This is a genomic window from Selenomonas sp. AB3002 (genome assembly GCF_000702545.1).
Classification (GTDB): domain Bacteria; phylum Bacillota; class Negativicutes; order Selenomonadales; family Selenomonadaceae; genus Selenomonas_B; species Selenomonas_B ruminantium_A.
Genome location: NZ_JNIO01000008.1, coordinates 1,425,010 through 1,451,600 on the forward strand (window position 1 = coordinate 1,425,010; position 26,591 = coordinate 1,451,600).

Genomic DNA, 26,591 nt, shown 5'->3' on the forward strand with positions numbered 1-26,591 from the left:
ATCATATGACATCAGCAAGAGAAAATCAACAAGCCCTCACCGAAAGAGGTGAGGGCTTGGCAAGCAGGGAAGCAACGAGAAAATTTTCATTCAGAGGCACATTCCTCAGCCTCTTTCCATCGTATAGCCAGCCACAGCAGATAATCTTTGTGTTCCGGGCTTATGCTTCGAAAAGAGTACAACAGAGTCTGTTCGTCCTGAAGCAATTCATTCTCCTTTCTAGGACGCTCATCTCCCATCAGCCAGGCGAGGCTTACATTCTCTGTACTGGCTATGCGGACCAGGCCATCCACATCAGGTTGCCCGGAACCTCGCAGCCAGCCCAATAAAGCATTCCTGGTCACACCAAGCCGTCTGGCATACTCAGTCTGAGTCATTTTACTTTTTTTTTCTTTGGCTCGTTTCCACAACTCATTGATCCGCTCATGGAACTTATTCTTCCAAACCATAGAAGACCCCGTCCTTACTCTGCGCTCTTTTCCCTAGCCGACTTCCAACGCTTCATCAATCTGGCAGCCAGATTCACTGAAGCATCAATATCAAATTTCTCCTTCAGCATATCCGCCACCGCCTTATGCGTGCGGTAGTTGCCTGTATCAAGTTCCGCCCAAACCTGCTCCTCGATGCCATCAGTTTTCCTCTTCCGCCCGCTGCCTGGCTTGATGGTGAAAAGCTCGGAGGTTGGCTCCTGCTCTTCCATGGTCTTCCGCAGGGCACGGACACTCCTGATGCACATGCCCGTCAGTGCCACTATCTCCTCATTGCCCATGCCCGCCACCAAAAGCAGCATGGCAGCCGCCCGCTTGGAGAGAGTAGGCGGCATCAGGGTGCCCAGGAACTGCATGGTGGCAGGTACCCAGGCATCGAACTCGCCGGTGTAGCTATAGGCGATTTTATGCCGTCCGGCTCTGCTTTTGTATTTCTGCATAAACTCCCTCCTGTATCCCAGCAAATTACTGATTATATGCTGGAAAAACAGCCGAAAACAAAAAAGGATGTTCGAAAAATCATATTTAGACTGCCGACTTTTCTAATTCACATAGAATATTGTTTCTTCCTCGAAAAATTATACTGGTATTTTCGAGCAGGCAATCTTCACCAATGATAATTTTATTGTCACCATCCAATTCCATAATTGTATTGTTTCCTAAAAGTTTATTTATGATTACCACAAATTATCCTCCATCATAAAACTTTCATATATTGTGAATAAATAAGTGCCCGCATGTCATCCGAAACAATAGCTTTTTTATCAAAATGCAATTCACATACAAATCTTCCAAAAGCAGGAGTCAAATAAATATTGCCATTCTCAAGTAAAACACCTCCCGCCCATTTTGCTGTATTGAATCTTCCATCATTAAATGTAGATACAACTTTACAATTTTGCTTAGTAGGATCATATTCATATACATATTTACTATTTCCAGGTATATTATATATCTTCCCATTGTAATGAAGCACGGTTCCATAAGACCCAAAAATTTGACATCCTTCTTCTGTCTTTTCCAAAACCAACTCCACGCAGCCACGTTTGGGGTCTATGCAATACAAGCCTTTATTTTGAGAAAAGCTATAAATACATCCATCAATGTAAACAGCACCGCCAAAAAGAGAGTTAGATATCCTCTCTCCTACCATCCTTACAGATAAATTCTCTAAATCAAACTCGGCAACTGCCGATCCATGCATCGGTGTAAAGTACACCTTCCCATTTGGATGCAATACCGCTCCATTATAATTATTATCTCTAAAAGCAGAATGTCTAACTTGTTTACAGGTTTGATGTTCCAAATCTATCAGCAATACGTCCTCTGCCAAACGAGGAGGGATAACCAATGTATCATTTTTCATTACACCACCATAATGATGTCCCATAACTGTCCTGCTATTTAATTTAGAACCGTCTATACTACAATCTACTTCTTTTACCGTTTTCATATTAATATCAATATCAAGTAGCCTGCAGGAATTCCTCATAAAACCATAAATATGCCTATTTTTCCAAGTGCATCCCCCTGTATAGGAAAAATGTAAACCAGGGATCTCTCCAATAAATTCAACATCACACTTTTTAGGATAATAAAGCATAGTTTTGGGGGCAGAATTATTGATATTTACAATAACTTCTTCATCATTATCATTTTTACAATGGACGCAGCCAACGTATTTTTCCGAAGATTCAGAGGCTATACATTTTACAAGAGAAATGCGTTTAAAGTTTACATCCTTGTTCAACTCGAAGGTTCTCAGCAGTACTTTGCGATATTGCTCCTCATCAAAAAGCAGCATAAAATCCTCCAGAAGCATCCAACATTTCCCCGCAACAAATAGTCGCTGCATCTGACATCAAAAATAGTGCACAAGCTGCTATTTCTTCCGGGGATAAAATTCTCCCTAAGGCACAACTTTTTGTAGGATCTCCTGCATTGTAATCATTAAGAGAAGATGCTACTATACCCGGACAGATTCCATTAATCACAATCCCTAAATTTAAAACTTTCTTTGCGTGACTTCGCACCATTTCGGAAAAAGCATATTTACTCCCCTGGTAACTTCCCTGTATATTATAATTTCTGCTTTCAATAGACGAAACGCAAAATATATTCCCCTTTATATGATTATTATTTAAATACGTAGCAAATTTCCTTAATAAAAACATAGGACCTTTTAAATTAGTATCCCATACAGCATCCCATTCCTCCTCCGTTTCATTCCAGGGCTTCCAATTATGATGGCTTACATAAACGCCAGCATTGTTTACCAATCCATCCAAATATCCTCCGCACAGGCTTGCAGCCTCATTGATTTTCTCCCATATAAGCGAAACATCCCTAACATCCCATTGCATACACGAAAGTCTATCGTTTCCGAATTCTTCTTTCACCTTCTCCAGTTTCTCAAGATTTCGTCCACAAATACACACATAACAACCTTCGTCAAGGAGAGCCTTGGCAATCGCCTTGCCAATACCGCTCCCCCCTCCTGTAACCAGCACCCTTGAAACCCGAAGCTTAAATTCCACAGTTTTTACCTCCACTCGATGTTTGAACGCACAACCTTGGCAGGAACTCCCACTGCCAAACTATCGGCAGGAATATCCTTTGTCACCAGGCTCTTTGCTCCTATACAGCATCCTCGCCCGATAGTAACTCCTTTCAAAATGGTCACATTCTGCCCTAGCCAAACATGCCCTTCAAATTTCACGGGAGCTGGCGGGTTTATAACCTTTCCATCCTCAAGGATTTTATGATAGTCGCTATCAACAATATAGCAATTGGGTGCAATTATAGCGTCACCAATATTGATACTCTTTGCACATACAACAATAGAATTTGTATTCATATATCCATTGCCAAGAGTCAGGACTGCATTTTTGTGTACCTTAATACGACAAGAATGATAAATTTTAAAGTTACCTTCTACTATTATCTTTGAACCTTCATCCATTTCAATCAAACAATCACTATTGCTTCCCGGTAATTTCCCAGCATTTAATATTAGGCTAGAATTTGAATTTGTAATGATTTTTGCTGTAGAATGTGCACGAACAACAGCACCATTCAACTTTACAGAAGATTCATCAAGCTTATTCACATCTTGTTCTTTCACTAGCTTATTAGTATCAATTTCATCAATTATTTTTGAGAAAGGGATGCCTTGAGCAAGTCTCTGATAAAAATACTTAGAATTACGTCCCAGCTGAGTTGAGGACATAAAATTAACATTCCCCTTGCTAACTGCCTCAATATTTTTCTCTTCTACATACAGTTTCTCTTTTATTTCATCAAAGAGCTTCACGCCCTTGTCTGTATGTATAATAGCCGTACTAATACCATGGCTTTTATCACAATTCATAGCTATTCCCCAGGCATCTGCAAGGGTTATATCACTATGGCGCTTCTCTCCCTTAAAATTACAATGTGAACAAGACGGACGGGAATACAAATGGTGCTTCAAAAAACCTTTGTAAAAACTATCTTCATAACGATTTTTAATATAATAAGGTTCCTTTGTCTCAAAATCTATCCTAGTTGAGAACTTCTCCCAAGATATTTCTTTATTCTTGAACCAAACCTTTTTAATTGAATCTCCAATGTTATTTTCAATCTCAGCCAAATATGCCTGATAAGCCTTTGGGCTATTCACAGAATGGCAAATAAAATCAACAAGATACAAATTATCATCAGGAATTTTTTTAGCATTTATAAATGAACGAACCGCTGCGCATTGACAAGGTGTACCACAAAACATAACATTTTTCCCGTCTCTTAAATGTCGTTCCATTTTTAAATATGTATCACGAACTTCACTTTGTACATATTTTGATTGTCTGATACGAGGAATATCTTTTTCATCAAATATTTCAGTGTGAACAACCTTTTGCGGTGTTTCGTAGGCTGCTCCAAATACCACCGCATTACCTTTTGCAAAAACGCCCTTGGCTAATTCTGAGAAAAAACCTCCACTAGTAGAGAGATAACGTATTTCTTTGTCCTTACTGAACCCACACCAAACAGTATTTATTTGACCTGTCAATTCGTTTTTGGACAATACTGGACATGCCTTACCACATATTCCACAATTGACACATATAGATTCATCAATTTTAGGATAAAGGAAACCAGTCTCTTTATCTTTCTCTATGCTAATACACTTCTTGGGACAAACATTAACACATGACATACAGCCAGTACACTCTACCCTAGGCAAGTAATCTATTCTATTCTCCTGCTTCTTTCCATCTGTTATAGCTTTTACAAGAAATTCACGAACCTTATTATTCATAAGCATAATCTTATCTTTAACAGCATTACTATCCACAGGTTCTTTGATAGCCTTATCAATATCATCCAGCTTGCTGATAAATCTGTTCTTAATGCCAAATTGCTGCAATAAATCAACCAATCTAGACGATAGTCTTCCTCTTTCTATACCAAATACATTTTTCTCAAAAATATATCCCAAGCAAGCCCCATGAAATGAATTTGTTATTATAGCTTCACTATGATATAAATAATAAATCCAAGCAGAAAGGCTCTCCGAGAAATTATTTACATATATATACCTCTCCAACCTCTCCCTATTTTTCTCAATTCTGTCTTTGTCTTTTTGTGCAACAATGAAAACAGGTTTTAAATTCATCTGCTTGGCAGTATTAATTGCAAGTTCAATTGAATTATCACTCATATCTAGCAAGTACACTGCAGCATATTTTCCTTCTATCGATTTATGAGAATATGCTTGAGCGATCTTGTAGTAATATTCCTTTCCTTGAGAAAAAATAGGATCTGGCATGATAACCGCGTGATCTATCCCAATCTTTTTGCATAAATCCAATCCGAATTTTTCTCTAATAGACAAATGTCGAAACCTCTTCAAATATGAATAAAGCATAGGATAATCGCTCTTATCATAATTACCTGTTTCTGTACCGAAACTAGCAGCCATACTAATTATATTATTCTTTTCCACCCAGGAAAACATTCGCATATCAAGAGGCAGAAACCAATTTTTATATAAAGTCCAATCAGAACACAATAAAAAATTACTAAAATATCTATTCCAGTCTTTGGGAGGCATAGGATTATTTATCAACACTTTAGTAAAATCGCACAAACGATTGTATATCACATTTTTATCGTCATCATGCCCTTTCACTTTCAAAAGTTTAGCCTTAAACCCCATGTCACTTATCGTAGAATAAGTAACAAGAACAGTCAAACTGCCTCCCCAATTAGAATTATTGTATCGTCCTAATATCCCAACATCATACTTCATGTGTGAATTCGCATCTCCTTAATTTTACGCAAAAAACATTATGTCTCTAATTCACTCACCATCAATCTAATCTTTTCTTTGCTATCATAAAACATCAAAAGCCGTCTTTCTGCTAAGATACCGATTAGATCATGAAACGGCCTTCCACCAACATTTCGAAGTCCACGTTCAAAATCTTACGTTTTAACTGTTGTGGACATGGCAAGTCTATAAACCCAAAGCAAATGGATATGTCCTTGCACCTATCATCCGAGGCTTACGAATCTGTGGTCTTTGTAAAACGTCTGGCCTATTCTCAAAGTTATTTACCACCATTTCATGAGCCTCTCCAACAGTAAGAATAGTTACCCCGCACCAGTTTTCTGCAATATCAAGAAGTTCCGTACTATAAACTCCCCCCACCCCTGATATATCCTCCGAAAATTGTCCATGACTACAACTATAAAGGACAACAGCCTGACCGACGCATTGCCTAATTGCCTCGTCATACATGCTTCGAGCCATCTCCCGTGTGATTCCACTCCAAGAATCAAAAACAGGGCGGGAAGCCTTTTTTATCTGTACCTCTTCCTTCCCAAAAGGCGCTCTACAACAATCTAAAATTACCGTCCGCCCCACTTTGACAAATTCGGTTTCACTAATAACATCCTCGCAATCTTCCGAGAGAGCCAGAATAGTTTGTCTCCCCAGTGAACCTCCATGTCCACTGAATACTACTATCGAGTACTCCATTGAGTCCAACCAACGCAAGGCTTTACGCACTTCATTACTCGAAGTATATATTGGAAGTGAACATATCTCATCCTCATCCCATGCGCCACCCTGCATACTAAGAAAGAATTCCTTATATCTCTTTAAGTCAGCAAATACGCCTTTGCAATATTCATCAGCTTTATATCTATCTCCCGGATTGCCTATCAACAGCACGCCCCGCCTCATCATCTATCTCCCCCTCCACAGTAAATCACTCCAATATGGACGGAACCATTTTGGCACTAAACCCGCCTACAACTCCCAGAATTGCCAACAGTACCCCTTCGTTTTCTCCACCTTGAAAACTATGGAAAACAACCCCCGCCTTAAACAGCAACGTCAAGAAATATGCACCTATGCCTCCAGCCACATACCTGGATAAAATTTGCAGTAAGTGCAGATACCATCCCGCCCCGCTGCTATATCTAAGCTTGGCAATGTTATGGATGCCATAAAGCATAACTCCCGTACAACCGTAGAAGACTGTATATCCTACAGTCCTCACGTCATAACTCAAACAATCTCCAAGGTTGTAAAAACAAGTAAACATTAACAATACGATGAAATATATCGCAAAAGAACAAGTATGCTGACACTCTCTACATCTTTCCAAAAGACGAGCTGAATAAAATTTAGCTGCAACCGTAACCATGCGTCGCGCCAACGCTTCCTGCCCATCTATTGCCAATACAACAGCTCGCCCCAATTGCCACAAAAGATCACGCTTTATCTCAGGATGAAAGAATCTCATGCCTGCCTGATGAGATAAAAGATCTACATCAGCTAATATATGGTGAAAATAGTTCTCCCTATTCAATAATTCTGCATCAATCGCATCACTTGTTTCCCAGTCTAGATCATTTTCAACATCAATAAAAACTACAAATCTATTACTCTCATAATGGATAAGATGACCGATATTATCTCACTGATGAGGATATTCCTGGTATACTGGTTCAAGGGAAGCCTGTATTATGCTCTGTATGTCCTTAGCCTGGTTGCACTCAATAGTCAAGCTAATCACCATCCTAAAAACATTTATAAGTCAAGTTGTCATACCTGTTTAAATTTGACAGACGACCGCGTTTCAAAAAAGCATTAATCAGCCAGCTTTAAAACCAGAATGAAATTATATCTCTCATTCACTCACCATCAATCTAATCTTTTCTGTGCAATTATAAAACATCAAAAAATATTCTTCTATTTTCCCCTTTTCCACATATTCTTTGGTATATAAATACAGCCCCCTATGATCTATAAAATAAGAAAGTTTCCCATAATTTTTGTTTACCAAAATTTCTATTTCCTGCTTTGTTTTCCGGACTTGCTGCTCTCCACTAATCCACATCCCGCACATAAATTTTCCTTTAAAGTTCACCTTAAATTCATAATAGCAAACTTCATTATAATCAAATATCAACCATTTTTTATCAAAAAACTCTCTTATCTTTAACTCTTTAGGAAGGACTTTATATATTCTCGCTAATAATCCCAACCACATGTCACGAATTAGCTCTTTCTCCACCAACATCCCTATTCTATCACTGCGGACCATTTTAGATGACAGCCCAAATTCTTTCACACACTGCTGATAATATTCCATCCACATAGGGAACACATGAGAAAGCAGTAAGTCCGACCATACTTTCTTTCCCATAAAGTGTATGATTTTGCTACCCGAAAAAGCCAAATATGGGAAAACATTATATACTTTATTGTCAAATGCGTGCAGACGAAGTTTGTTTTTCGCTGCAAAAAAGGCAAAAATAATTTCATCTCCGCCCCAAAGCCTATTTTGATTAATAATATATTTTCTAAAAAAGTCTACCCCATCAGAATAGCATTTCATGTAGTCGAAATTATCATTTACAACAATTAGGCCTCCATTAGGAGTTACTGTATCTTTTGTTATATTGTGTTTTTCTAATAAATCACGCTTTATTTTCTCCTTATCCTCGAATGCATCTAGATCAAATTTTTCGGAGAAATTTAAACCATTTTTCCACGCGATGTTGCAATCCAATGCAAAAAGTTCATCTATCTTATCCAGAACTAAAACGTCTAAATCTATCAATATAACCGTCGAAAACTCTCTTAAATGTTTTAGGCAAAGAAATTTAGTATAGATGAGAAAAGAATACCTTGTATCCACCGCCTTAAAATGTAAACTACCCGTTCCAACAGAAAATTCTGCACAGAATTCATCGTGTGTATATAAAATCCACCTAACCTTATAGGATGCGAATTTCTCCTTCAATCTTTCGTCAATTTCCACATCACTGTATACAATAACTGTATCATAATCAATTTCCATCTTCTTTAGATTAATAAGAAAAGTGCCCAAAGCAAACATCAACTTCTCATTAACCACTACCATAAATGCCTTATGCTTTTTTTTCATTGAATTCACATAGCTCCTCCGCAGCTCCAGCAGCTCATCAATAACATCCTCAATCTCACATACCTTCCCCGTCCTATAGCTAAGATATACCGTAGAGAACACATACGCTGCATAAAAGATTTCCTCCACAGAACGTCTTTTCTTCCTGCGGGGGCAGCTTTGCCTATCCCTGGTCACCCCCCAACCAGCATAAAACGGCATACCAAAGACATGCACTTCCTTGCCACACATCAGAGCCTCAAACCCCAGCTGGCTGGTGCAGACGTAAACCTTGTCCACCTGCTCCAAAAGGGCTATGGGGTTCATGGTTGCCTCCAGCCAGATAACGCGGGGATGATCCTCATAGCCAGCAAAATGCTTTTTCCCCTTGACTGGATGAGCCTTGACATAAATATCCGCTTCCGGGTTCTCCTCCAGGGCCACCCCCAGCATTTCCGAGAACATCTCATCCGTGGCCTGGCCGTAGGATATGGACATATCACCATAGAGCTGGTCTACCACCAGCACCTTCTCCCCACCCTTGACAGCAGGCAGACGGAAATCTGTGGCGGTCTGGGAATTGTACTTGCTGAGCTTTTGCTCCAAAATTGTCTTGATAAGCCCCTCTGCACGGTACCTTTCTTCCTGTGACATTTCCCAATCCGAATTTAGGATATTTTCTACCCGGGAAGGGGAACCGGCGTTGATGTAGTCCCCACCCATGTCCAGCACCAGGGAATGGCCCTGGCGGAATTTATTCTTCTCCAGCTGCTCCACCGGCTCGATGCTATGGAGAAAGCCCTCATCAGAAAGGATAACCGGCACGCCCCTCCGCATAGCCTCCAGCTCCATGAATTTGGCATCATAGTCTTCCTCATAGAGACTGTGGGTGAAAAGCAGATCTGCCTCCTCTGGCAAATGCCTGCCCTTCACCAGTTCCACCTGCCTGCCAAAGAGGATATTCACAGAGTCCGCCGCACTACGGGAACGGTAGTGAAGCACAGGATGCTTAGCCGCCTGGCACATCTGCAGCAGACGATTCTGCCGCCCTTCTTTGCTGCCACTGCGCAGGAAGCATTCATAAAAATAGTTGTGCTGCAACTTCTTGACCTTGCCCAGTTGCAGGCAGGTCGCCTCATACAGGAAGGACAGCTGATCTTTTTTCATTCCCTCAGCGCTGTTTCCAGCCAGAATGTCATTGTAGGTGACCCATTTGTCCACCCCGGCCTCCCGAAGCTGTTGAAGTATGCTGCTGCAAAAATGAGGTGTGACCAATAATATAGGCCTGTTCTCCATAGCCAGGAAGTCACTAAAGGATATCAAAGGGATGCCATGCCATTTCTGCCCCTGCAGTTTAGGATTGTTGTCCACCACAGCTTCTATCTGCCAGCCTTGCAACAGTTCCCTTGCTTCCTCCGCACGGGAGCCACTGCCCCAAAAGACAACACGCTTCATCTACACAAACATCCTTTCTTCGGCTTCAGGAAAAATCATCACACACGCACAGGCTAATCCTGACTTTACTCAGCCTACGGCCAACCCCGCAAATATTTGTGGCTCGTCATGGTGAAAGACATCTTTATGCCCGGCCTGGGCTAGTGCCTCCGTCACCTGAGGCACATAACGCCCATTCAAGGCCAGCAGGAAAACTGCCTCCCTGCCTATTTCAGATAAGTGGAAAACACGTGCCCCCTGGAAAGCAGGCGGCGACACCTGTCCATCACTGACCACACAACCTGAGCAAATCATGCCTTCCCCGGACAGCAGCAACAGATAGCATTTGGCTGCAATGCCCGCGCCATAAAGATAGACGGGCAGCCCTGAAGCAAAAGCAGCTCGCGCCGTCTGAAGCATGGCAAGCCTTGCTTCCTCATAGCATGCCTGCAAGGCCTCGGGCTTCTGGCGATAAAACTCTAGCTGCCCTTTTGCGAAAAGCACTGGCTCTGTTATTTTTCCTGCAAGCTTCTCCATTCGCCCAGCATAGTCCAAGAGTTTTTCCTTATATGCCACACTGTCAGTAAAGAACATCTCCCTATACTGCCTGACAAGGTCATATAGGTACGATTCAAGCAGCAGATCCAGTACATTCCTTTCCTGCACCCATAAGTTGGCCAGCATATACTCATAGACCGGGGTCAGGTCAAGTTCCATGGTGGTGCGCTTTGTCACTCCGGCAGGGTTTTCCCTGTAGCAATAAGCACTGCCTGGCAGACAAATTACCTGCCTTGCCCCGGAGAGCAGCAAATAATTGCCATGCAAATCCTCTCCGCTGGCAATGCACTCATCCGGTTGCCATCCCTCAAAGAGACTGCGGCGGTAAACCTTCCCTGCCAGATGCCAGCCAAAATGGCGCTGGCGGAACATCTCCCCCAAGGCTTCCTCTCTCCCCATGAGTTTTTCCTCAGCCCTGGGGAAGATGGGACGGCAGCTGCCATCAGCGTAGACCCGCTTCATGCTGCCAGCTGCCACATCCACCTGGGGATTGCTTTGCATAAAAGCAGTCAGATGTGGAAAATACCCTGTCTCAAGCCAATCATCCGCATCAACAAAAGCCAGCAGTTCCCCCTTGGCTGCAGACAATCCGCTCTTCCGGGCAGACAGGATACCGCCATTGGGCTTGTGGATGACAGTGACGCGCCTGTCCTTGGCGGCATAGCAATCACAGATTTCTCCCGAGCCATCAGTTGAACCATCGTCCACCAGGACAAGCTGCAAATCTTCGACCTCCTGCCCCAGAATGGATTCCACGCAATGCTCCAGGTATGCCGCCTGATTCCAGACTGGCACTATGACACTTAATGAAACAGCCATTCTCTTACTCCGCCCCCAAGCTCTGCCTGAGCTCCAGATTCATAGCTATATAATTGCTGCAATGCAATTCTCGCAGCGTACCAAGCACCTCTGGCAGTTTCTCGTCACCTACGCATGCCAGTACCAATATCCCGGGGCAGTCCAGTGGAAGTCTACTTGCCTCAAACAGCGGGATACCTTCCAACTCCTTCTTATCCCTCAGGCTGGTCACCAGGAAACCTGCAGGAGCAAAGCCTCGCTGAGCCAGGCAATCCTTTACCAGGCAAGCCACCCGGCCTGCACCGTAAAGATAGATCATGCCAGCTCCTTCCAGCTCTCGCCAAAATCCTGAGACACACATTTTCTGTTCCTGCCATTGCAAAATGGCATTCATGCGAATCTGCTCATCGGTGTTTTCCATTAGCTGTTGCCAGCAGAGAGATAGCGCAGCTTCACCATTAGCTGCTTCCCTTTGCAGCTCTTCCTTGACACGGATAAGAAATTCTGCCTGCTCCAAGGCTTTCAGACGACGTTTGCCAGTGAGAAACTGGGCATGTTTTGTCTGCCTTATAACCTCGCCCAGCTTTTTACCCAACTCCGGTCTCTGTACCAGAAAATCTTCCACAGCCTGAAACTCGTCAAAAAGGAAATGGCTCTTACCCCCATCCCTGACGGATTGGCCGGCGTTGTCCCTGCGGTAATGCAGGAAAGCCTCACGACAGAGAACCACCCGCCTGGACGCCGCCAAAGCCTTTATGGCAAAAGACACATCCTGATAGGCAGCTCCCGGCGTCTCCAGAAAATCAACACCCTGTTCCAGAAGCCAGGAGCGGCGGTAGACAGCCGACCAGATGCTGGGGCTGACCTTCAGCAAGGACGGGTCATCTTCACCAGGGCAAATAAGCTTGTCATAGGGATGACCTGCCAAAGTTTCATGAAAAAATTTCCTGCCATTGCGGTATTCCCAATAGTTGCTCTTAACCAGGTCAGCTTCATAGGCATCTGCCAGGCTGCACAGCCTTTCAAGCATATCCGCCTCAGCGAAATCATCCGTTTCCACGATGGCTATATACTCGCCCCGGGCCTGCTTTATGCCCAGATTCATCTGGAAGCCATAGCTTTTGCGCTCCGAGGGCAGGAGCATCAGACGGCTGTCCTCTTCTGCCCTTTCGCGGATAATCTCTAAAGTGCCATCCTCTGAGCCAGCATCTATGCAGATAACCTCTATATCCTGCAAGGTCTGTCCCAGGACACTGTCTATACTTTGCCTGATATAGGGTGCCACATTGTATGAGGGCATGAGCACAGATACTTTCGGCATTTAGGCTTCCCCTTCCAATCCCAGACGTACATCCTGCCAATAAACTCTTTCCTTATCTACCCCAAGCTGGCGCAGGCTGCGGCGGATTTTTTCCGCTGCTTCTGCCTCCTCGGCAGCGATAAGGACAATATCGAACTCCATCTCCATCAGGGCTTCAGGGGGCAGTACCTCTGCCTCCCCGGCATACTCTGCCGGCTTTTCTGCCACAATGCCTGCCAGAAGGAAACGTCTGCCATGGCGGATCTGCCATGCATAATCCTTGCCCATATCCCCATAGCCATAAACCACCAGCCTTGCACCTTCCCTGAAACCATGCTCAGGAAAAAACCAACGCTTGTACTTGCGCATAGCAGCACTGGATTCACTATGCCGGGCAGGGAGATAGTTCTCCACTGGCATTCCCAGGGCTGCCGAAGCAGAATGCTCCTGGGCCTCCAGCCTCAGCAGTTCCATTTCCTCCTGACACCGTTTTTGCAGCCTCTCCTTAGCCATCTGCTGATAGCTGGTGATATATCTGAAAAGCATCGACATGGCATTGGATGCCTCGCCGCGCCCTTCTTCTTCTGAAGTAACAGCAGAGAAAACCTCCCGCCAGCTGGCGGCTATATCCGTTTTTTCCAAATCTGCCAGATGAGATTTGCCCTTTGCCCCCAGTTCCTGGGCCAGCCGGGGGAACTTGAGTAGCTTATCTATTTCCGCCGCCAAAAGCTCAGGCCGTCCCTGGGGCACAGACAAAAGTCCCTCATTATTCTCAGCCATGGAAAGCCAGGGCAATTCATAAGCCACCACCGGCAGACCATGGGCAAAAGCCTCTGCCATGGCCAAAGGGAAGCCCTCGTAAAGGGAAGTGGAAAGGAAAATACTTGCCCGGCGATAATACTGCTCCACATCCATGGTGAAACCCACCAATTCTACACTGTCCTCCAGCCCAAGCAACTTGATTTCCTGCCGCAATTTAGAAAGACTTAAATCGCTATCTTCCCCTATCATGCAAAGCTTTGCCTGTCTACCGCGTTTCCTCAGCAGGTATATCATGCGCACAGCTTCCAAAGGCTGCTTTTCAGGACTCAGCCGTCCCACCCAAATAATCAAGTCCTGCTCATAACTGGAGTTTGGCGTGGTACCAGTGGAAAAGGGGATAGGGTTTGGAATACAGTAAGTATGTGGTGCGAAGGAACCTACAAATTCCCTGTCATATTCGGACAGAACTACGCAGCCATCCGCCAGACTGTACATGGTCAAAAGATTCGAAGCCAGACCATCCATGCGGGTATAAGGCATACAGCAAAATTCATGACTCTGCAGCACAAAAGCTGGATGCAGAGGATGGCTCTTTATAGAGAGCCAATCCCATATCACTGCTTCGTGATGCAACCAGGCATAAACTACTACATCCACAGCATATTGGGCCAGCATTTCCTGCCATGCTCTGCAGCGCTGTGCATAATTTTCGCCAGAAGCTTCTTCCGGTGAGGGCAGATAAACTCGTTCCACCTGCTCCGACAGGGGATACTCTGCCTCTTTCCCGGCAGTTGCCTGATCCAGTACCAGCACCACTCTATACAAAGGAGCACCATTTTCCTGGCGCGCTTCTGCCCAGAGGCTGGCCAGCATGGCTGTCACCCGCTGTGCGCCACCATTGGCAAGAGAACGGTAGTAGATGGCCACCGTCAAATCTTCCTGATGATCCTTGCTTTTACGTCTTCCCAAGGGAAGCCCACTTACATAGTCAGCAATTTCCTGCCAGGGCTGTCCCCAGCGGGAAGCAGCCAGGGCACCAATGAAGTCTGCTGGATCAGTCGAGTAATCCTCCAGTTTCGGCTCTTTGGAAGCTGCATTTTCCAACACTTCCCAATGCCCGCTGGAGAGCAAATTCAACATGCCGTTCTCATCCGGTAAGGTGCGCCAGGAAGCATCTATGATTTTTGCTTCCGGCACTCTCCAGGCCAGCAAATCTTTGCGCACCGCTTCCACAATGCGCTCCTCGTTGATAGCAATTACCACGGCATCATAGGCTTCTTCCTGTATCTTGTCTGGTGTAATGAGCCTGACCGCCTCAGACCGATAGTCCGTGTTTTTGTCCGCCACGGCTTCTACCTTGCAATACGGCACCACTTCCAGCTGTGCCAGAAACTGACGGCACACATCCCCTGCCCCATAGATGATAACCCTGCTGCCGGGCCTCACTAATTCAAAGGGGAACAGATAAAGCATGACATCAAAATTGCGCATGGTGCTGCTGCCAGGACGGTTAATCTTATGGTAACGCAGGACAGGGCGAGGGCTTGACAGGACAATCCGCTCCCTTTTTATGCCAGACTCAACCAGCTGCTCAGCCATTCGACTACCTGCGGTTCCATCCTCAGCAGCTATAACCAGCAAGTCGTAGTCACTACGCCCCAGTCTTTCCAAGGCAGACTCCGGCAGACCCCCATCCTCCTGTTCCTTTACAGATACAGCAACAACCTTGGCATAGCCGGAAGATGTCAGCTGCCCCAGGAACTGTACGAGTATATTTTCTGATCCGTGCAGTATGACCTTGCTGCCTTGGGGCACCTTATCAAAGGGAAACAGATATATCATAGCCCCTCTCCTCCAGTCTTAATCCTTGATGCCCAAGCGCACATCATGCCAATAGATACGCCGCCTGTCCACTCCCACAGAACGAAGCTTCTTTTTGATAGCTTCAGCTGGCTCAGGCTCCCTAACGGCTATCAGCACCACATCATAGTCCAACTTATCTAAAGCTTCCAGTGGCAGGACATCTGCCTCCCTATCATAACTGGAGATATTGGAATCCACGATTCCCTCCAGGCAAAGCCGGTCCGAATGGCCTATTTGCCACACGTAATCATGCCCCATATCTCCATAGCCATAGACCACCACCCGTGTCCCCCTGGGGAAGCGGTAGTCCGGGAAAGTCCAGCGCTTGTACTTATGCATGGTAACAACGTGATGCTTGAGGATTTTTACTCGCTTGGAGAAATCATTCACCATCTTGGCATCTGCTTTTGACTTGTCATCCGCTTTCTTGGCATCTGCCTTTGACTTGGTCAAAAGTTTATCATAGTCATCTTCCAGCTGCTCCACCAAAGCAAGAACTTCCTCTGGGCGGGAGCAGGAGTACATGTTGGTTCTATAACGGTCAAACACAGCATCTTTTTTCAGATTGCAATTTATTATGAACGGCTCACCATTCACATCTGTTATTTCATAATTTTTTGACACAGCCTATCTTCTCCCGTCCTTAATCAGTTATCATGTTCTCTTCTATCGCAGGCCGCCAGGCAATATTCAAATTCCTCCATAGCCTTTCTGTTGTACTCATCAATATCCAAATCATAGTCACAAGGGACCTGCCCCAACATAAACTTCTTCATTCCCTCGTAAATATCCTCAACTTCCATGCCAATTACCAATTGGCCTCTTTCGCAACAACTATCTTCTACTGTAGCGAAATTGGAAACGATGATGGGCAAATGGAGGATGCGAGCCTCAAGAATGACAATGGGCTGTCCTTCATAATGTGATGGCATAACAAAGCAATCACATTTCTCCATAATAGGGAATGGATTATCTAAATTTCCCGTCATGACAACACAATCCTCAAGCTTATAGGCGGTTATAACCTGACGCAACCTCTTTTCATCAGGACCAGCGCCAATCAGATAAAGCTCAGTATCGGCATATTCATTATGGAGCATCGCAAAAGCCCTAACCAAAGCTTCCGTATTCTTAGCTTCTGCCAATCTCCCAACTGTTACAAATGTTTTTTTATAATTTGATGGCCAACGAACCAAAAGTCCTTCTCTAAGTTCTTTCTTGTAAGCGCTTATGAAAAAATCTCCCTGACTAGTTCTTAGTCCACCATAATTTTCCAGTCCTAAAAGGACCTTTTCTTTATTAAAAAAATTTCTTACATATAAATGCTTACATTTTATTCCCAGCCTATCAAAATATCGTGCATTTTCCTTCATAACAGCATGAGAACAACTCACACAACCATCAAACAACGAATACAGCTGATATATATTATCCAAATCTCTTCTAAGAGCATAAGATCCTTTATTGTTTAACCTGTTATATTCTTTTTCCATGGTATTATGCATCCAAATAAGTTTTTTGGTTTTAAGCTGTGACGCGTAAATATTGGCAAAAAATGCAGAAAAGCCACTAAATTCTATGATATAATCAAATTTAGCATTCCCAAAACATCTTCTATACTCAATTTCATAAAACTCCTTTGGAAATAGATTTGATCCACTTTCTATAGTGATAGCATTGTCAATGCATGACTCTATACGGGCATAAGTTTCAATATTATTTATTCTTGCACCAATTCTAGCAATAACTCGAACATCATCATCCAGGCTTTTGAGATATTCACAATAACAATCTCCGAATCCTTGCGCTTGTACTGCGTAGAATGATACATCGTACTTCTCTTTATCCAGCTTTTCCATAAAATTCAGAGCTGCTGTACTTATACCATTAAATCTAATACCACCAATATGAACCAATAGCTTAATCTTATTATTCTTCAGTTCCTTCGTATATGTCTCATCCCCGAAGAAAACTGCATCAACGACACGTTCACATACCTTTCCATCTTCTAAATAGGCGAATTTATTTATAGCTTCTTCATATCTACTATATGTAAAGAATTCCTTATAATGCTCCAAATCCCGAATCCATTCGCCCAACTGATCAAGATTATCCGTCACCGGCCCTGGCAAATAATCTACAGTAAAATACAATCCTCTGCTCTCACTATATGCTTCCAAATCAGTAATATAGAAAAAAATCGGACGCTTTGTAACCAGAAAATCAAAGAAAATACTGGAATAATCAGAGATGAGGACATCTGTCACTCCAAGCAGCTTATTGGTATCGACCACAGCGGGAATGAAATTATCCTGCATCAAGCCTTTTTGCACTAATGCTTCATATACAATCTGATGTGGTTTAACCAATATCTGGTACTCAGCCATATCCACAAACTGACTAATTTTTTTTATGAATGCTTCGTATTCATCAACAATATCCAAATCTATGTATGATATACCATACTTTTCTCCCCGCCAGGTAGGGGCATAAAGTATCAACTTTTTATTAACATCATACTTAACACCACATCTTGTAAGAACCTTCTGTATTTCATATTTATCCGCATCAAACATGCAGTCAATACGGGGATGGCCTGCCTCAATCACCTTTCCTGGATATATCCCCTCAAGCTTGAACGAATTCCTATATATATCTGTCATGTATTCAGCCGGACTTATTACATAGTCAGTAAATAGCAAATTCCTGATCATATTGGCTGTACCAGCCTTACCATCAGGTACATCAAAGCCAAGATATTTGAGGGGTATGCCATGCCAGGTGTTGATTACCACCTGACTATCCTTTGGTGTAAAGTAATTGGGCCATGTAACATTATTGATTAGATATTTAGCCGTAGAAATATAATAAAAGTATTCATTGGAATATGGCTTTGTAAAAACAATATTATCATAATCAGCATACATTTCTATAGCTGTATCCCTAAACTCACTCTCCTCCAATGACCAAACGTGTGTATAGCCTTCAAAGCGTGGATCATCCAATAAGTACCTGAATATTTGACCAGGATTACAGGTAATGCCTCTGCCTGAGAAGGCCTCATACATAATCATTTTCTCGTTAACATTTGTGTTTATGTAGGCATCATAATAATCACTGCGTACTCTAAACCATTCCCTAGTATCATACAAATTCTGTGCAGCCTTCAGTCTTGCCTCATACCCATTGAGCTGTTTTAATTTATTGCTGTCCACCATGTGAAATAACTCCCCTAAATATTATTTATGCAAATCCTTCTTTATCTGCGTAGTGCTGATTTCCGGAGTACGGGGCAAATACACTACCTCACACCCTTCTTCCTCCAAGAAATCAAACTTCCCTTTCCAGTCATCCCCCATAACCATGATGTCCGCCTGGTAAAGCTTTACATCCCTGCGTTTCTGCTCCCAGTTTTCCTCTGGTATCACCAGATCTACATAACGAATGGACTCCAGCAGTTCCTTGCGCTGTTCATAGGTGAAATAACATTTTTTCTGCTTCTCCCGCCAGTTGAACTCCTCTGTGGAAAGAGCAACAATCAAATAGTCTCCCAAAGCCCGAGCCCTTCTCAGCAAGTTGATATGACCATAATGCAGCAAGTCAAAAGTTCCATAAGTTATAACCCTTTTCATTTTCTCATCCGCTCCTTTTGATTGTCCTGTCCTCTTACACTTCACCTGTTTCGTACATCCAAATGGGCGCACGAAAAGAAGCCAAGCGCATATCCTACGCTTGGCTTGCAAAATCTAATGTATAATTATAAGGAGAGACTACAGGCGCATTATTCTGAATTATCTCAGATAATTCGCCACTATGCCCCCCCCCCTGTGAACATATGTCTATTCAGATTATACATAAGGGCTGAACATGTCTTTTTTTCCATCTTCAACAACATAGCAGACACACACCCCTCTATCATCAGAATTCCTAATGATTAAAATCATCCCTCACAGGATACCATATCTAAAAAAAATTTGCAAGAGATAGAAACACTCCATGTGATTGAAACACTCCACCTTACTCCCCAAAGGTCAGTCCGTACTGCCACGGCTCCCTTGTCTCGCGGTGCTCAGATCCTGCTATTCCCCACCTCGTCAAAGGTGCGGGTGATGCTCTCGGCAGGAGCCTTATCCAGCAGGCTCACCACATAGATGGCAAGCAGCGAGAAGATGAAGCCGGGCACGATCTCATAAAGGCCCAGCCAGGCGAACTGCTTCCAGATGAGGACGGTGAGGCCGCCCACCACGATGCCAGCCAGCACGCCATTCCTAGTGGTCCTGCGCCAGAACAGGGACATGAGCACAGCGGGGCCAAAGGCGGCGCCGAAGCCTGCCCAGGCGTAGGACACCATATCCAGGATGAAGCTGTTGGGATTCAGGGCAAAGCCGATGGCCATGGCCGCAATGGCCAGCACGGAAATACGGCTGACCCAGACCAGTTCCTTTTGCTCTGCCTTGCTATTTATCATGGAACGATAAAAGTCCTGCGACACAGCAGAAGCCGCCACCAGCAGCTGGGAAGATGCGGTGCTCATGATGGCTGCCAGCACTGCTGCCAGTATCATGCCTGCTATGGCAGAGGGGAACATGGTATTGGTCATCACCAGGAACACCGTCTCACGGTTGGCTTCCGTCAACGGCTCGGTGAGGAACACTGAGCCCACCATGCCCACGGCCAGGGCCGCAGCCAGGGAAAGCACCACCCATACCATGGCAATATTGGTAGCCTGGGGAATGTCCTTGGTGCTCTTGATGGCCATGAAGCGCACGAGGATGTGGGGCTGGCCGAAATAGCCGATGCCCCAACCCATCAGGGAGATGATCTCCAACGCCGTGATGGTGCTGCCGTCCACCTTCTGGAAAGGCTCGAAAAAGGAAGCATGGTAGGTATTGATAGCCTCAATCGTAGCTCCCGGCCCCCCCAGGAGCATCATGGCAAAGAGTGGCACAATCAAAATGGCGAAGAACATCATGACACCCTGAATGAAGTCCGTGCGGGACACTGCCAAAAAGCCCCCGGTGAGGGTGTAAAACACCACCGCCCCCGCAGAAAGCAGCAAGGCTGTAGCGTAATCCATGCCAAAGATAGTCTCAAAGAGCCTGCCCCCGGACACGAAGCCGGAAGCGCTGTAGATGACGAAGAAAATCAGGATAAAGATGGCAGGGATTACCCGCAGGAGACGCGAAGTGTCCTCAAAGCGATTCTCCAGAAAATCCGGCAGGGTCAGTGAATTGTGGGCCAGCTCTGTATAGACCCGCAGACGGGCCGCCACAAAGCGCCAGTTGGCCCAGGTGCCAATCACTATTCCCAGGGTGATCCACCCGGCATTGAGCCCCGCCACATAGGCAAAGCCCGGCACCCCCATGAGCATCCAGCCGGACATATCCGAAGCCTCGGCGGAAAGGGAAGTGACCCAGGCACCCAATTTGCGGTTACCAAGGAAGTAATCGCTCATATTGCGAGTACGGCGGTAATAGTAGACGCCAATGCTCATCATAATGAGCATGTAGACAACGAAAGTAATGATAATGGCTATATCATGTGTCAAAGAATTTCCCCCTTTACTTGAATAAAGTTTACAACATAGCACCCATTATAACATATTTTCTCCTTCAATGCTCTACTAATATACACATATTTTGTATGCAAGATATATTCCATAGACATAGTGTACAAGCTATAATTTTTTTAAAAAATAATGCTTGCATTCTGTAAACACTTCCCGTATACTATCTTAGGTTTGTTTCCAAACCGATCCCATTAGGTATGATTCGCAGATGGATTTTCAGCAGATTCTTTGCAGCATTCTCACTGAAAATTTTCTCTGCGTACTTTTCGTGCGCAAAAACGCATGTATTTAGGAGGACAACTATGAATAAGTATGATGTGGCAATCGTGGGCGGCGGCCCTGCTGGTATCTTTGCGGCCTATGAGCTTTGCCTGAAAAAGCCAGAGCTGAAGATCATCCTGCTGGAGTCAGGCAAGGATATCTATAACCGTGTCTGCCCCATTTCAGCAGGCAAGGTGAAGAGCTGCATCGGCTGCAAGCCCTGCAGCATCATGCGCGGCTTCGGCGGCGCAGGCGCCTTCTCCGACGGCAAGTACAACTTCACCACCCAGTTCGGCGGCTGGCTCAACGAATATCTGGATGACAACGAGGTCATGGACCTCATCAACTATGTGGACAAAATCAACCAGGAACACGGCGCTCCCAGCCAGGTCTTCTCCACAACGAACTCCGATCTCGGCCGCCAGGCCCTGCAGCATGACCTGCACCTGCTGTCTGCCAGCGTCCGCCATTTGGGCACGGAAAACAACCTGAAAATGCTTCAGGCCACCTACGAGCACCTGAAGGATAAGGTGGAGTTCCGCTTTGAGTGCCCTGTGGAGCACATCGATTCCGATGGCAAGGGCACCAATGGCATTACTCTGGAGAGCGGCGAGAAGATTGAAGCCGAGTATCTTATCGTAGCTCCTGGCCGCGCCGGGGCCGAGTGGTTCTCCAACGAGTGCGAACGCCTTGGCCTCCAGCAGGAAAACAACCGCGTAGACGTGGGCGTGCGGGTGGAGACTCCCGACGAGGTGTGGAACCACATCACCAGCCAGGTATATGAGGCCAAGCTGGTGTACCGCACCAAGCGCTACGGCGACTCCGTGCGCACCTTCTGCATGAACCCCCACGGCCATGTGGTCATGGAGAACACTGACGGTATCATGACTGTCAATGGCCATTCCTACAGTGACCCCAAGCTCCAGAGCAAGAACACCAACTTCGCCCTGCTGGTGAGCAACCGCTTCACCGAGCCCTTCAAGGAACCCCATCAGTACGGCAAGCGCATTGCCTCCTTCTCCAATATGCTGGGAGGCGGCATCATCGTCCAGCGCTTCGGCGACCTCATGAAAGGCCGCCGCACCAACGCCCACCGCATGAGCAAGAGCTTCACGGTGCCCACCCTGGCCGCCACCCCCGGCGACCTGTCTCTGGTGCTGCCCAAGCGCCACCTGGACAACATCATAGAGATGATCCAGGCCCTGAACACAGTAGCTCCCGGCATGACCAATGATGATACCCTGCTCTACGGCGTCGAGGTGAAATTCTACAGCTCCCGGGTAGTCCTCACCAAGGATCTGGAAACCGAGCACAAGAACATCTTCGCCATCGGCGACGGCGCCGGCGTAACCCGCGGCCTCTCCCAGGCCAGCGCCAGCGGCGTGCACGTGGCAAGAGCTATCTTAGGGAGAATGTAATCCCCGGGACCGCGTAAACATGCCACTGGCATGTTTACCTTTTGGTTCGTTTTCTTTGCGCCAAAGAAAATGAACAGACGGCACTATGAGCACAAAAAATTTCCCTTCAACGGACAAACCGTTGAAGGGAATTTTTATGCCTCTAATTCCGCAGCCGTAAGGATAGCCTTGACCTTCAGATCCGTATGGACTTCAAGATCTATGAACTCATCTTGGACTGTATGTATCATGGGTTTCGCCACAATGCAGCTTTCTGGGATATAGACAATCCTTCCCCGCACCCCATTAGAAATCTCCACCCATGTGCCAATCAAAGCCCGGCAGGTCTGCCGCATGAACTGCACCGTATACACCGGGTCCAGTTTCCCTGACATAGTGTCGTCTGCCATAGCCGCAAAAGCATCAAAGGGAGAATACCGGGGCACGAAGGCCCTGTCACTGGCCATGGCATCATAAATGTCCAAGAAGGCAATGATGCGTCCGTTGACAGAAATCTGCTCTCCTTCAAGCCCCTGCGGATAGCCGGAGCCATCACAGCGCTCGTGATGCTGGGCAGCACCATTCAGCACTTCCTGCCGGTTTTCTCCGGCATTTTTCAGCATGGCTATGCCAAACTCCGTGTGCCGCTTGATATAAGCAAATTCCTCTGCTGTCAGGGGATCCGTCTTGTCCAAAAGAGCTCTGTCAATGCTGAGCTTGCCCACGTCATGGAGCAGGCCTGCCAGAGTAAGTTTCTCCCGCCTGTCCTGGTCCCATTCCAGCCAGCTGCCCATCAGGGCTGCCAGAATCCCCACATGAAGACTGTGGTGAAAAAGATATGCCCCTGCCCTCTCCATATTGTGTATCTGGGAGATGGCCTTGGCACCGTCTGCGGCCAGGTCATGGTTGATATCTGCCACAATGACATCCAGAAGGCCTCTGTCCAGCCTCCCCGCGGCAGCCAGGTTCAGCAGCAGGCGCTTCACCCTCTCATGGGCACGCTCGTAGCAAGCCACATAACCAGCATCCAGCAGATGTTCCTTGCCGGGAATATCCACCACCTCGGCATCTTCATCTACATATATGGAATAGATGGGACGCTCCAACAGGCTGCAGATACTCTCCCGGGTAAGTATCTGCCCTCTGCTCAGCAGGACTTCACCGTTCTCTGACAATACGTCACGACCGACCCTCATGCCTGCCCGAAGATTCTCTATGGCATAGGCTTGCACCATTTCAATCAACCCTTTACGACAATGTTCACCAGCTTCTTAGGTACGCAGATAACCTTCACGATGGTCTTGCCCTCAGTGAGCTCCTTGGCACGGGGCAGTTCCATGGCCACCTTCTCCATCTCGGCGCGGTCAATGCCGGCGGGAATCATGACTTTGTCGCGGACCTTGCCGTTGATCTGGAGCACGATTTCCACCTCGTCCTGCACCAGGGCTCTCTCCTCATAGGAGGGCCACTTCTGGGCATGAACGGAGCCTTCGCCACCAAGATTGTGCCAGAGCTCCTCGGTGATATGGGGTGCAAAGGGTGCCAGCATGCGCACTAAGGCGCTGGCCAGTTCCTTCACAAGACCGGCATTGACATCCTTTCCATCGAAAGCATAGAAGGCATTCACCAGCTCCATGATGGAAGAAATGGCGGTGTTGAACATGAAGCGGTCACGCACATCCTCGGTGACCTTCTTGATGGTGGTGTGGAGAATGCGGCGCAGCTCCTTTTCTTCCTTGGTGAGGGAAGCGGCATCATATCCCTCGGCAGCGCCCTTGATAGTCTCCTCGAAATGGGAGAGGATGCGCCACACGCGGGCCAGGAAGCGGAAGGAACCCTCCACGCCCTGGTCGCTCCACTCAAGGTCGCGGTCTACGGGAGCTGCGAAGAGGATAAAGAGGCGGGCCGTGTCAGCGCCATACTTCTCAATGATTTCCTCCGGGGAAACCACATTGCCCTTGGACTTGCTCATCTTGGAGCCGTCCTTGATGACCATGCCCTGGGTCAGCAGGTTGTTGAAGGGCTCGTCAAAGTCCACCAGCCCTGCATCGTGGAGGACCTTGGTGAAGAAGCGGGAATAGAGCAGATGCAGGATAGCATGCTCAATGCCGCCGATATACTGGTCAACAGGTGCCCAGTAGTTCACCTTGTCCTTGGCAAAGGGTGCCTTGTCATTGTGGGGGTCCGTATAGCGCAGGAAGTACCAGGAAGAGCAGATGAAGGTGTCCATGGTATCCGTCTCGCGCTTGGCATCAGCGCCGCACTTGGGGCACTTGCAGTTCACGAACTCTTCGCACTGGGCCAGAGGAGAAACAGCGCCCTGCTCGAAGGAGACATTCTCTGGCAGCTTCACCGGCAGGTCTTCCTCCGGCACCAGCACCTCGCCGCAGTGAGGGCAGTGGATGACAGGGATGGGAGCGCCCCAATAGCGCTGGCGGGAAATCAGCCAGTCACGCAGGCGGTAGTTCACCTTGCGCTTGCCGAACCCCTCTTTCTCTGCCTTGTCCATGATGGCACTCATGGCAGCGTGCATTTCCATGCCGTCAAACTCGCCGGAGTTCACCAGCTCGCCGTTCTTCTCGTCGTAAGCATGGTCCATCTCCTCCAGTTTCAGGGTCACACCCTTGGGCTGGCAGGTGATGATGATGGGCAGGTCGTACTTCTTGGCAAACATCCAGTCGCGCTGGTCACCTGCAGGCACGCCCATGACGGCGCCGGTGCCGTAGTCAGCCAGCACATAGTTGGTGACCCAGAGCTCCACCTTGTTGCCGTTGAAGGGGTTCACTGCATAGACGCCGGTGAAGACGCCTTCCTTCTCGGACTCGCTGGAAGTGCGCTCCAGCTCGGACTGGTTGCGGGCCTTCTCGCAGAAAGCCTTGATTTCCTCAGCCTTGGGGTTGTCCTTGAGGATTTTCTCGATAATGGGATGCTCCGCAGCCAGAGCCACGAAGGTGATGCCGTAGGCCGTATCGGGACGGGTAGTGTAGACGGACAGCTTCTCATTCAGCTGGGGCACATCAATATCGAACTCCAGACCCTCGCTGCGGCCAATCCAGTTGTTCTGCATGGTCTTGACCCGCTCCGGCCAGCCGGGCAGCTTGTCCAGGTCCTTCAGCAGCCTGTCAGCATAGTCCGTAATCTTCAGGAACCACTGGGACAGGTCTTTCTTATGCACCTCGTTGTCACAGCGCCAGCACTTGCCGTCAATGACCTGCTCATTGGCCAGCACCGTGCCGCAGGTGTCGCACCAGTTGACGGAAGCCTCTTTCTTGTAAGCCAGTCCCCGCTTGTAAAGGAGTTCAAAGAACCACTGGGTCCACTTGTAGTAATCCGGGCTGCAGGTGATGGCCTTGCGGTCCCAGTCGTAGGACAGGCCCATTTCCTTCTGCTGGCGGATCATGTTGTCGATATTGCTGTAAGTCCAATCCCCTGGCCTTACACCGTGCTTGATAGCCGCATTCTCTGCGGGCATGCCGAAGGAGTCAAAGCCCATGGGATGGAGCACATTGAAGCCCTCCATGGTCTTGTAGCGGGCCATGACATCACCGATGGAATAGTTGCGCACGTGCCCCATGTGCAGATTACCGGAAGGATAGGGGAACATCTCCAGGGCGTAGTATTTGGGACGCTCTGCATCCATCTCCGTCTTGTAGGCCTGCTCCTCTTCCCACTTCTTCTGCCACTTTTTCTCAATCTCCGAGGGTGAATATTTCTCCAATGCAATCTCCTCCAACA

General features: G+C 46.6%; 18 protein-coding genes. 1 reads left to right on the forward strand and 17 read right to left on the reverse strand.

Annotated elements, in window-relative coordinates:
• Positions 1 to 86: 86 nt before the first annotated feature.
• The 15 genes from P159_RS19585 to putP all read right to left on the reverse strand — a co-directional run bounded on the left by P159_RS19585 (position 87) and on the right by putP (position 21,177).
• On the reverse strand, positions 87 to 449 hold the full coding sequence (locus P159_RS19585; RefSeq protein ID WP_051650390.1) for a helix-turn-helix transcriptional regulator: 363 nt from the start codon (positions 447 to 449) through the stop codon (positions 87 to 89).
• A gap of 14 nt (positions 450 to 463) precedes the next feature.
• Positions 464 to 928, reverse strand: a complete 465-nt coding sequence (locus P159_RS0114815; RefSeq protein ID WP_029545256.1) for a helix-turn-helix domain-containing protein — start codon at positions 926 to 928, stop codon at positions 464 to 466.
• A gap of 257 nt (positions 929 to 1,185) precedes the next feature.
• The gene (locus tag P159_RS0114825) at positions 1,186 to 2,292 is read right to left on the reverse strand and encodes a PQQ-binding-like beta-propeller repeat protein (RefSeq protein ID WP_029545258.1); all 1,107 of its coding nucleotides are present in this window, start codon (positions 2,290 to 2,292) and stop codon (positions 1,186 to 1,188) included.
• Positions 2,279 to 3,025, reverse strand: coding sequence for an SDR family oxidoreductase (locus P159_RS0114830; RefSeq protein WP_029545259.1), 747 nt, complete (start codon positions 3,023 to 3,025; stop codon positions 2,279 to 2,281). Before P159_RS0114830 ends, P159_RS0114825 begins: the two co-directional genes overlap by 14 nt.
• Positions 3,026 to 3,030: 5 nt before the next feature.
• Positions 3,031 to 5,781 (reverse strand): Coenzyme F420 hydrogenase/dehydrogenase, beta subunit C-terminal domain, encoded by a 2,751-nt coding sequence (locus P159_RS21290; protein ID WP_051650391.1) that lies wholly within the window; start codon positions 5,779 to 5,781, stop codon positions 3,031 to 3,033.
• Positions 5,782 to 5,988: 207 nt separating this feature from the next.
• Positions 5,989 to 6,723 carry a caspase family protein gene (locus P159_RS0114840; protein ID WP_029545263.1) on the reverse strand — a complete coding sequence of 245 codons (735 nt, stop codon included), beginning with the start codon at positions 6,721 to 6,723 and terminating at the stop codon, positions 5,989 to 5,991.
• A gap of 22 nt (positions 6,724 to 6,745) precedes the next feature.
• Positions 6,746 to 7,351 (reverse strand): hypothetical protein, encoded by a 606-nt coding sequence (locus tag P159_RS0114845; RefSeq protein WP_185753762.1) that lies wholly within the window; start codon positions 7,349 to 7,351, stop codon positions 6,746 to 6,748.
• Between the two features lie 321 nt (positions 7,352 to 7,672).
• Positions 7,673 to 10,369, reverse strand: a complete 2,697-nt coding sequence (locus P159_RS19595) for a hypothetical protein (RefSeq protein ID WP_051650392.1) — start codon at positions 10,367 to 10,369, stop codon at positions 7,673 to 7,675.
• 69 nt (positions 10,370 to 10,438) lie between these two features.
• Positions 10,439 to 11,725 carry a glycosyltransferase gene (locus P159_RS19600; protein ID WP_051650393.1) on the reverse strand — a complete coding sequence of 429 codons (1,287 nt, stop codon included), beginning with the start codon at positions 11,723 to 11,725 and terminating at the stop codon, positions 10,439 to 10,441.
• A 4-nt stretch (positions 11,726 to 11,729) separates the two neighbouring features.
• A complete protein-coding gene (locus P159_RS19605) occupies positions 11,730 to 13,025 on the reverse strand; it encodes a glycosyltransferase family 2 protein (protein WP_051650394.1) in 1,296 nt (431 codons plus the stop codon).
• Positions 13,026 to 15,608: a glycosyltransferase gene (locus P159_RS0114865; RefSeq protein ID WP_029545271.1), complete on the reverse strand. Its 2,583-nt coding sequence runs from the start codon at positions 15,606 to 15,608 to the stop codon at positions 13,026 to 13,028. It lies immediately after the preceding gene.
• Between the two features lie 18 nt (positions 15,609 to 15,626).
• Positions 15,627 to 16,253, reverse strand: a complete 627-nt coding sequence (locus tag P159_RS0114870) for a hypothetical protein (RefSeq protein ID WP_029545276.1) — start codon at positions 16,251 to 16,253, stop codon at positions 15,627 to 15,629.
• A 23-nt stretch (positions 16,254 to 16,276) separates the two neighbouring features.
• Positions 16,277 to 18,847, reverse strand: coding sequence for a glycosyltransferase (locus tag P159_RS0114875; protein ID WP_029545278.1), 2,571 nt, complete (start codon positions 18,845 to 18,847; stop codon positions 16,277 to 16,279).
• Positions 18,848 to 18,868: 21 nt separating this feature from the next.
• Positions 18,869 to 19,261 (reverse strand): glycerol-3-phosphate cytidylyltransferase, encoded by a 393-nt coding sequence (tagD, locus tag P159_RS0114880; RefSeq protein WP_029545280.1) that lies wholly within the window; start codon positions 19,259 to 19,261, stop codon positions 18,869 to 18,871.
• Positions 19,262 to 19,698: 437 nt separating this feature from the next.
• Positions 19,699 to 21,177, reverse strand: a complete 1,479-nt coding sequence (gene putP, locus P159_RS0114885) for a sodium/proline symporter PutP (RefSeq protein ID WP_029545282.1) — start codon at positions 21,175 to 21,177, stop codon at positions 19,699 to 19,701.
• Positions 21,178 to 21,500: 323 nt separating this feature from the next.
• Between putP and P159_RS0114890 the strand changes: the two genes are divergently transcribed.
• Positions 21,501 to 22,877, forward strand: a complete 1,377-nt coding sequence (locus P159_RS0114890; RefSeq protein ID WP_029545284.1) for an NAD(P)/FAD-dependent oxidoreductase — start codon at positions 21,501 to 21,503, stop codon at positions 22,875 to 22,877.
• 134 nt (positions 22,878 to 23,011) lie between these two features.
• Here the strand turns inward: P159_RS0114890 and P159_RS0114895 are convergent, their stop codons facing one another.
• Both P159_RS0114895 and leuS read right to left on the reverse strand, forming a co-directional pair.
• Positions 23,012 to 24,091 (reverse strand): HD-GYP domain-containing protein, encoded by a 1,080-nt coding sequence (locus tag P159_RS0114895; RefSeq protein ID WP_029545285.1) that lies wholly within the window; start codon positions 24,089 to 24,091, stop codon positions 23,012 to 23,014.
• A 5-nt stretch (positions 24,092 to 24,096) separates the two neighbouring features.
• Entirely contained in the window at positions 24,097 to 26,574 is a 2,478-nt protein-coding gene (leuS, locus tag P159_RS0114900; protein WP_029545287.1) for a leucine--tRNA ligase, read from the reverse strand.
• Between the last annotated feature and the right edge of the window lie 17 nt (positions 26,575 to 26,591).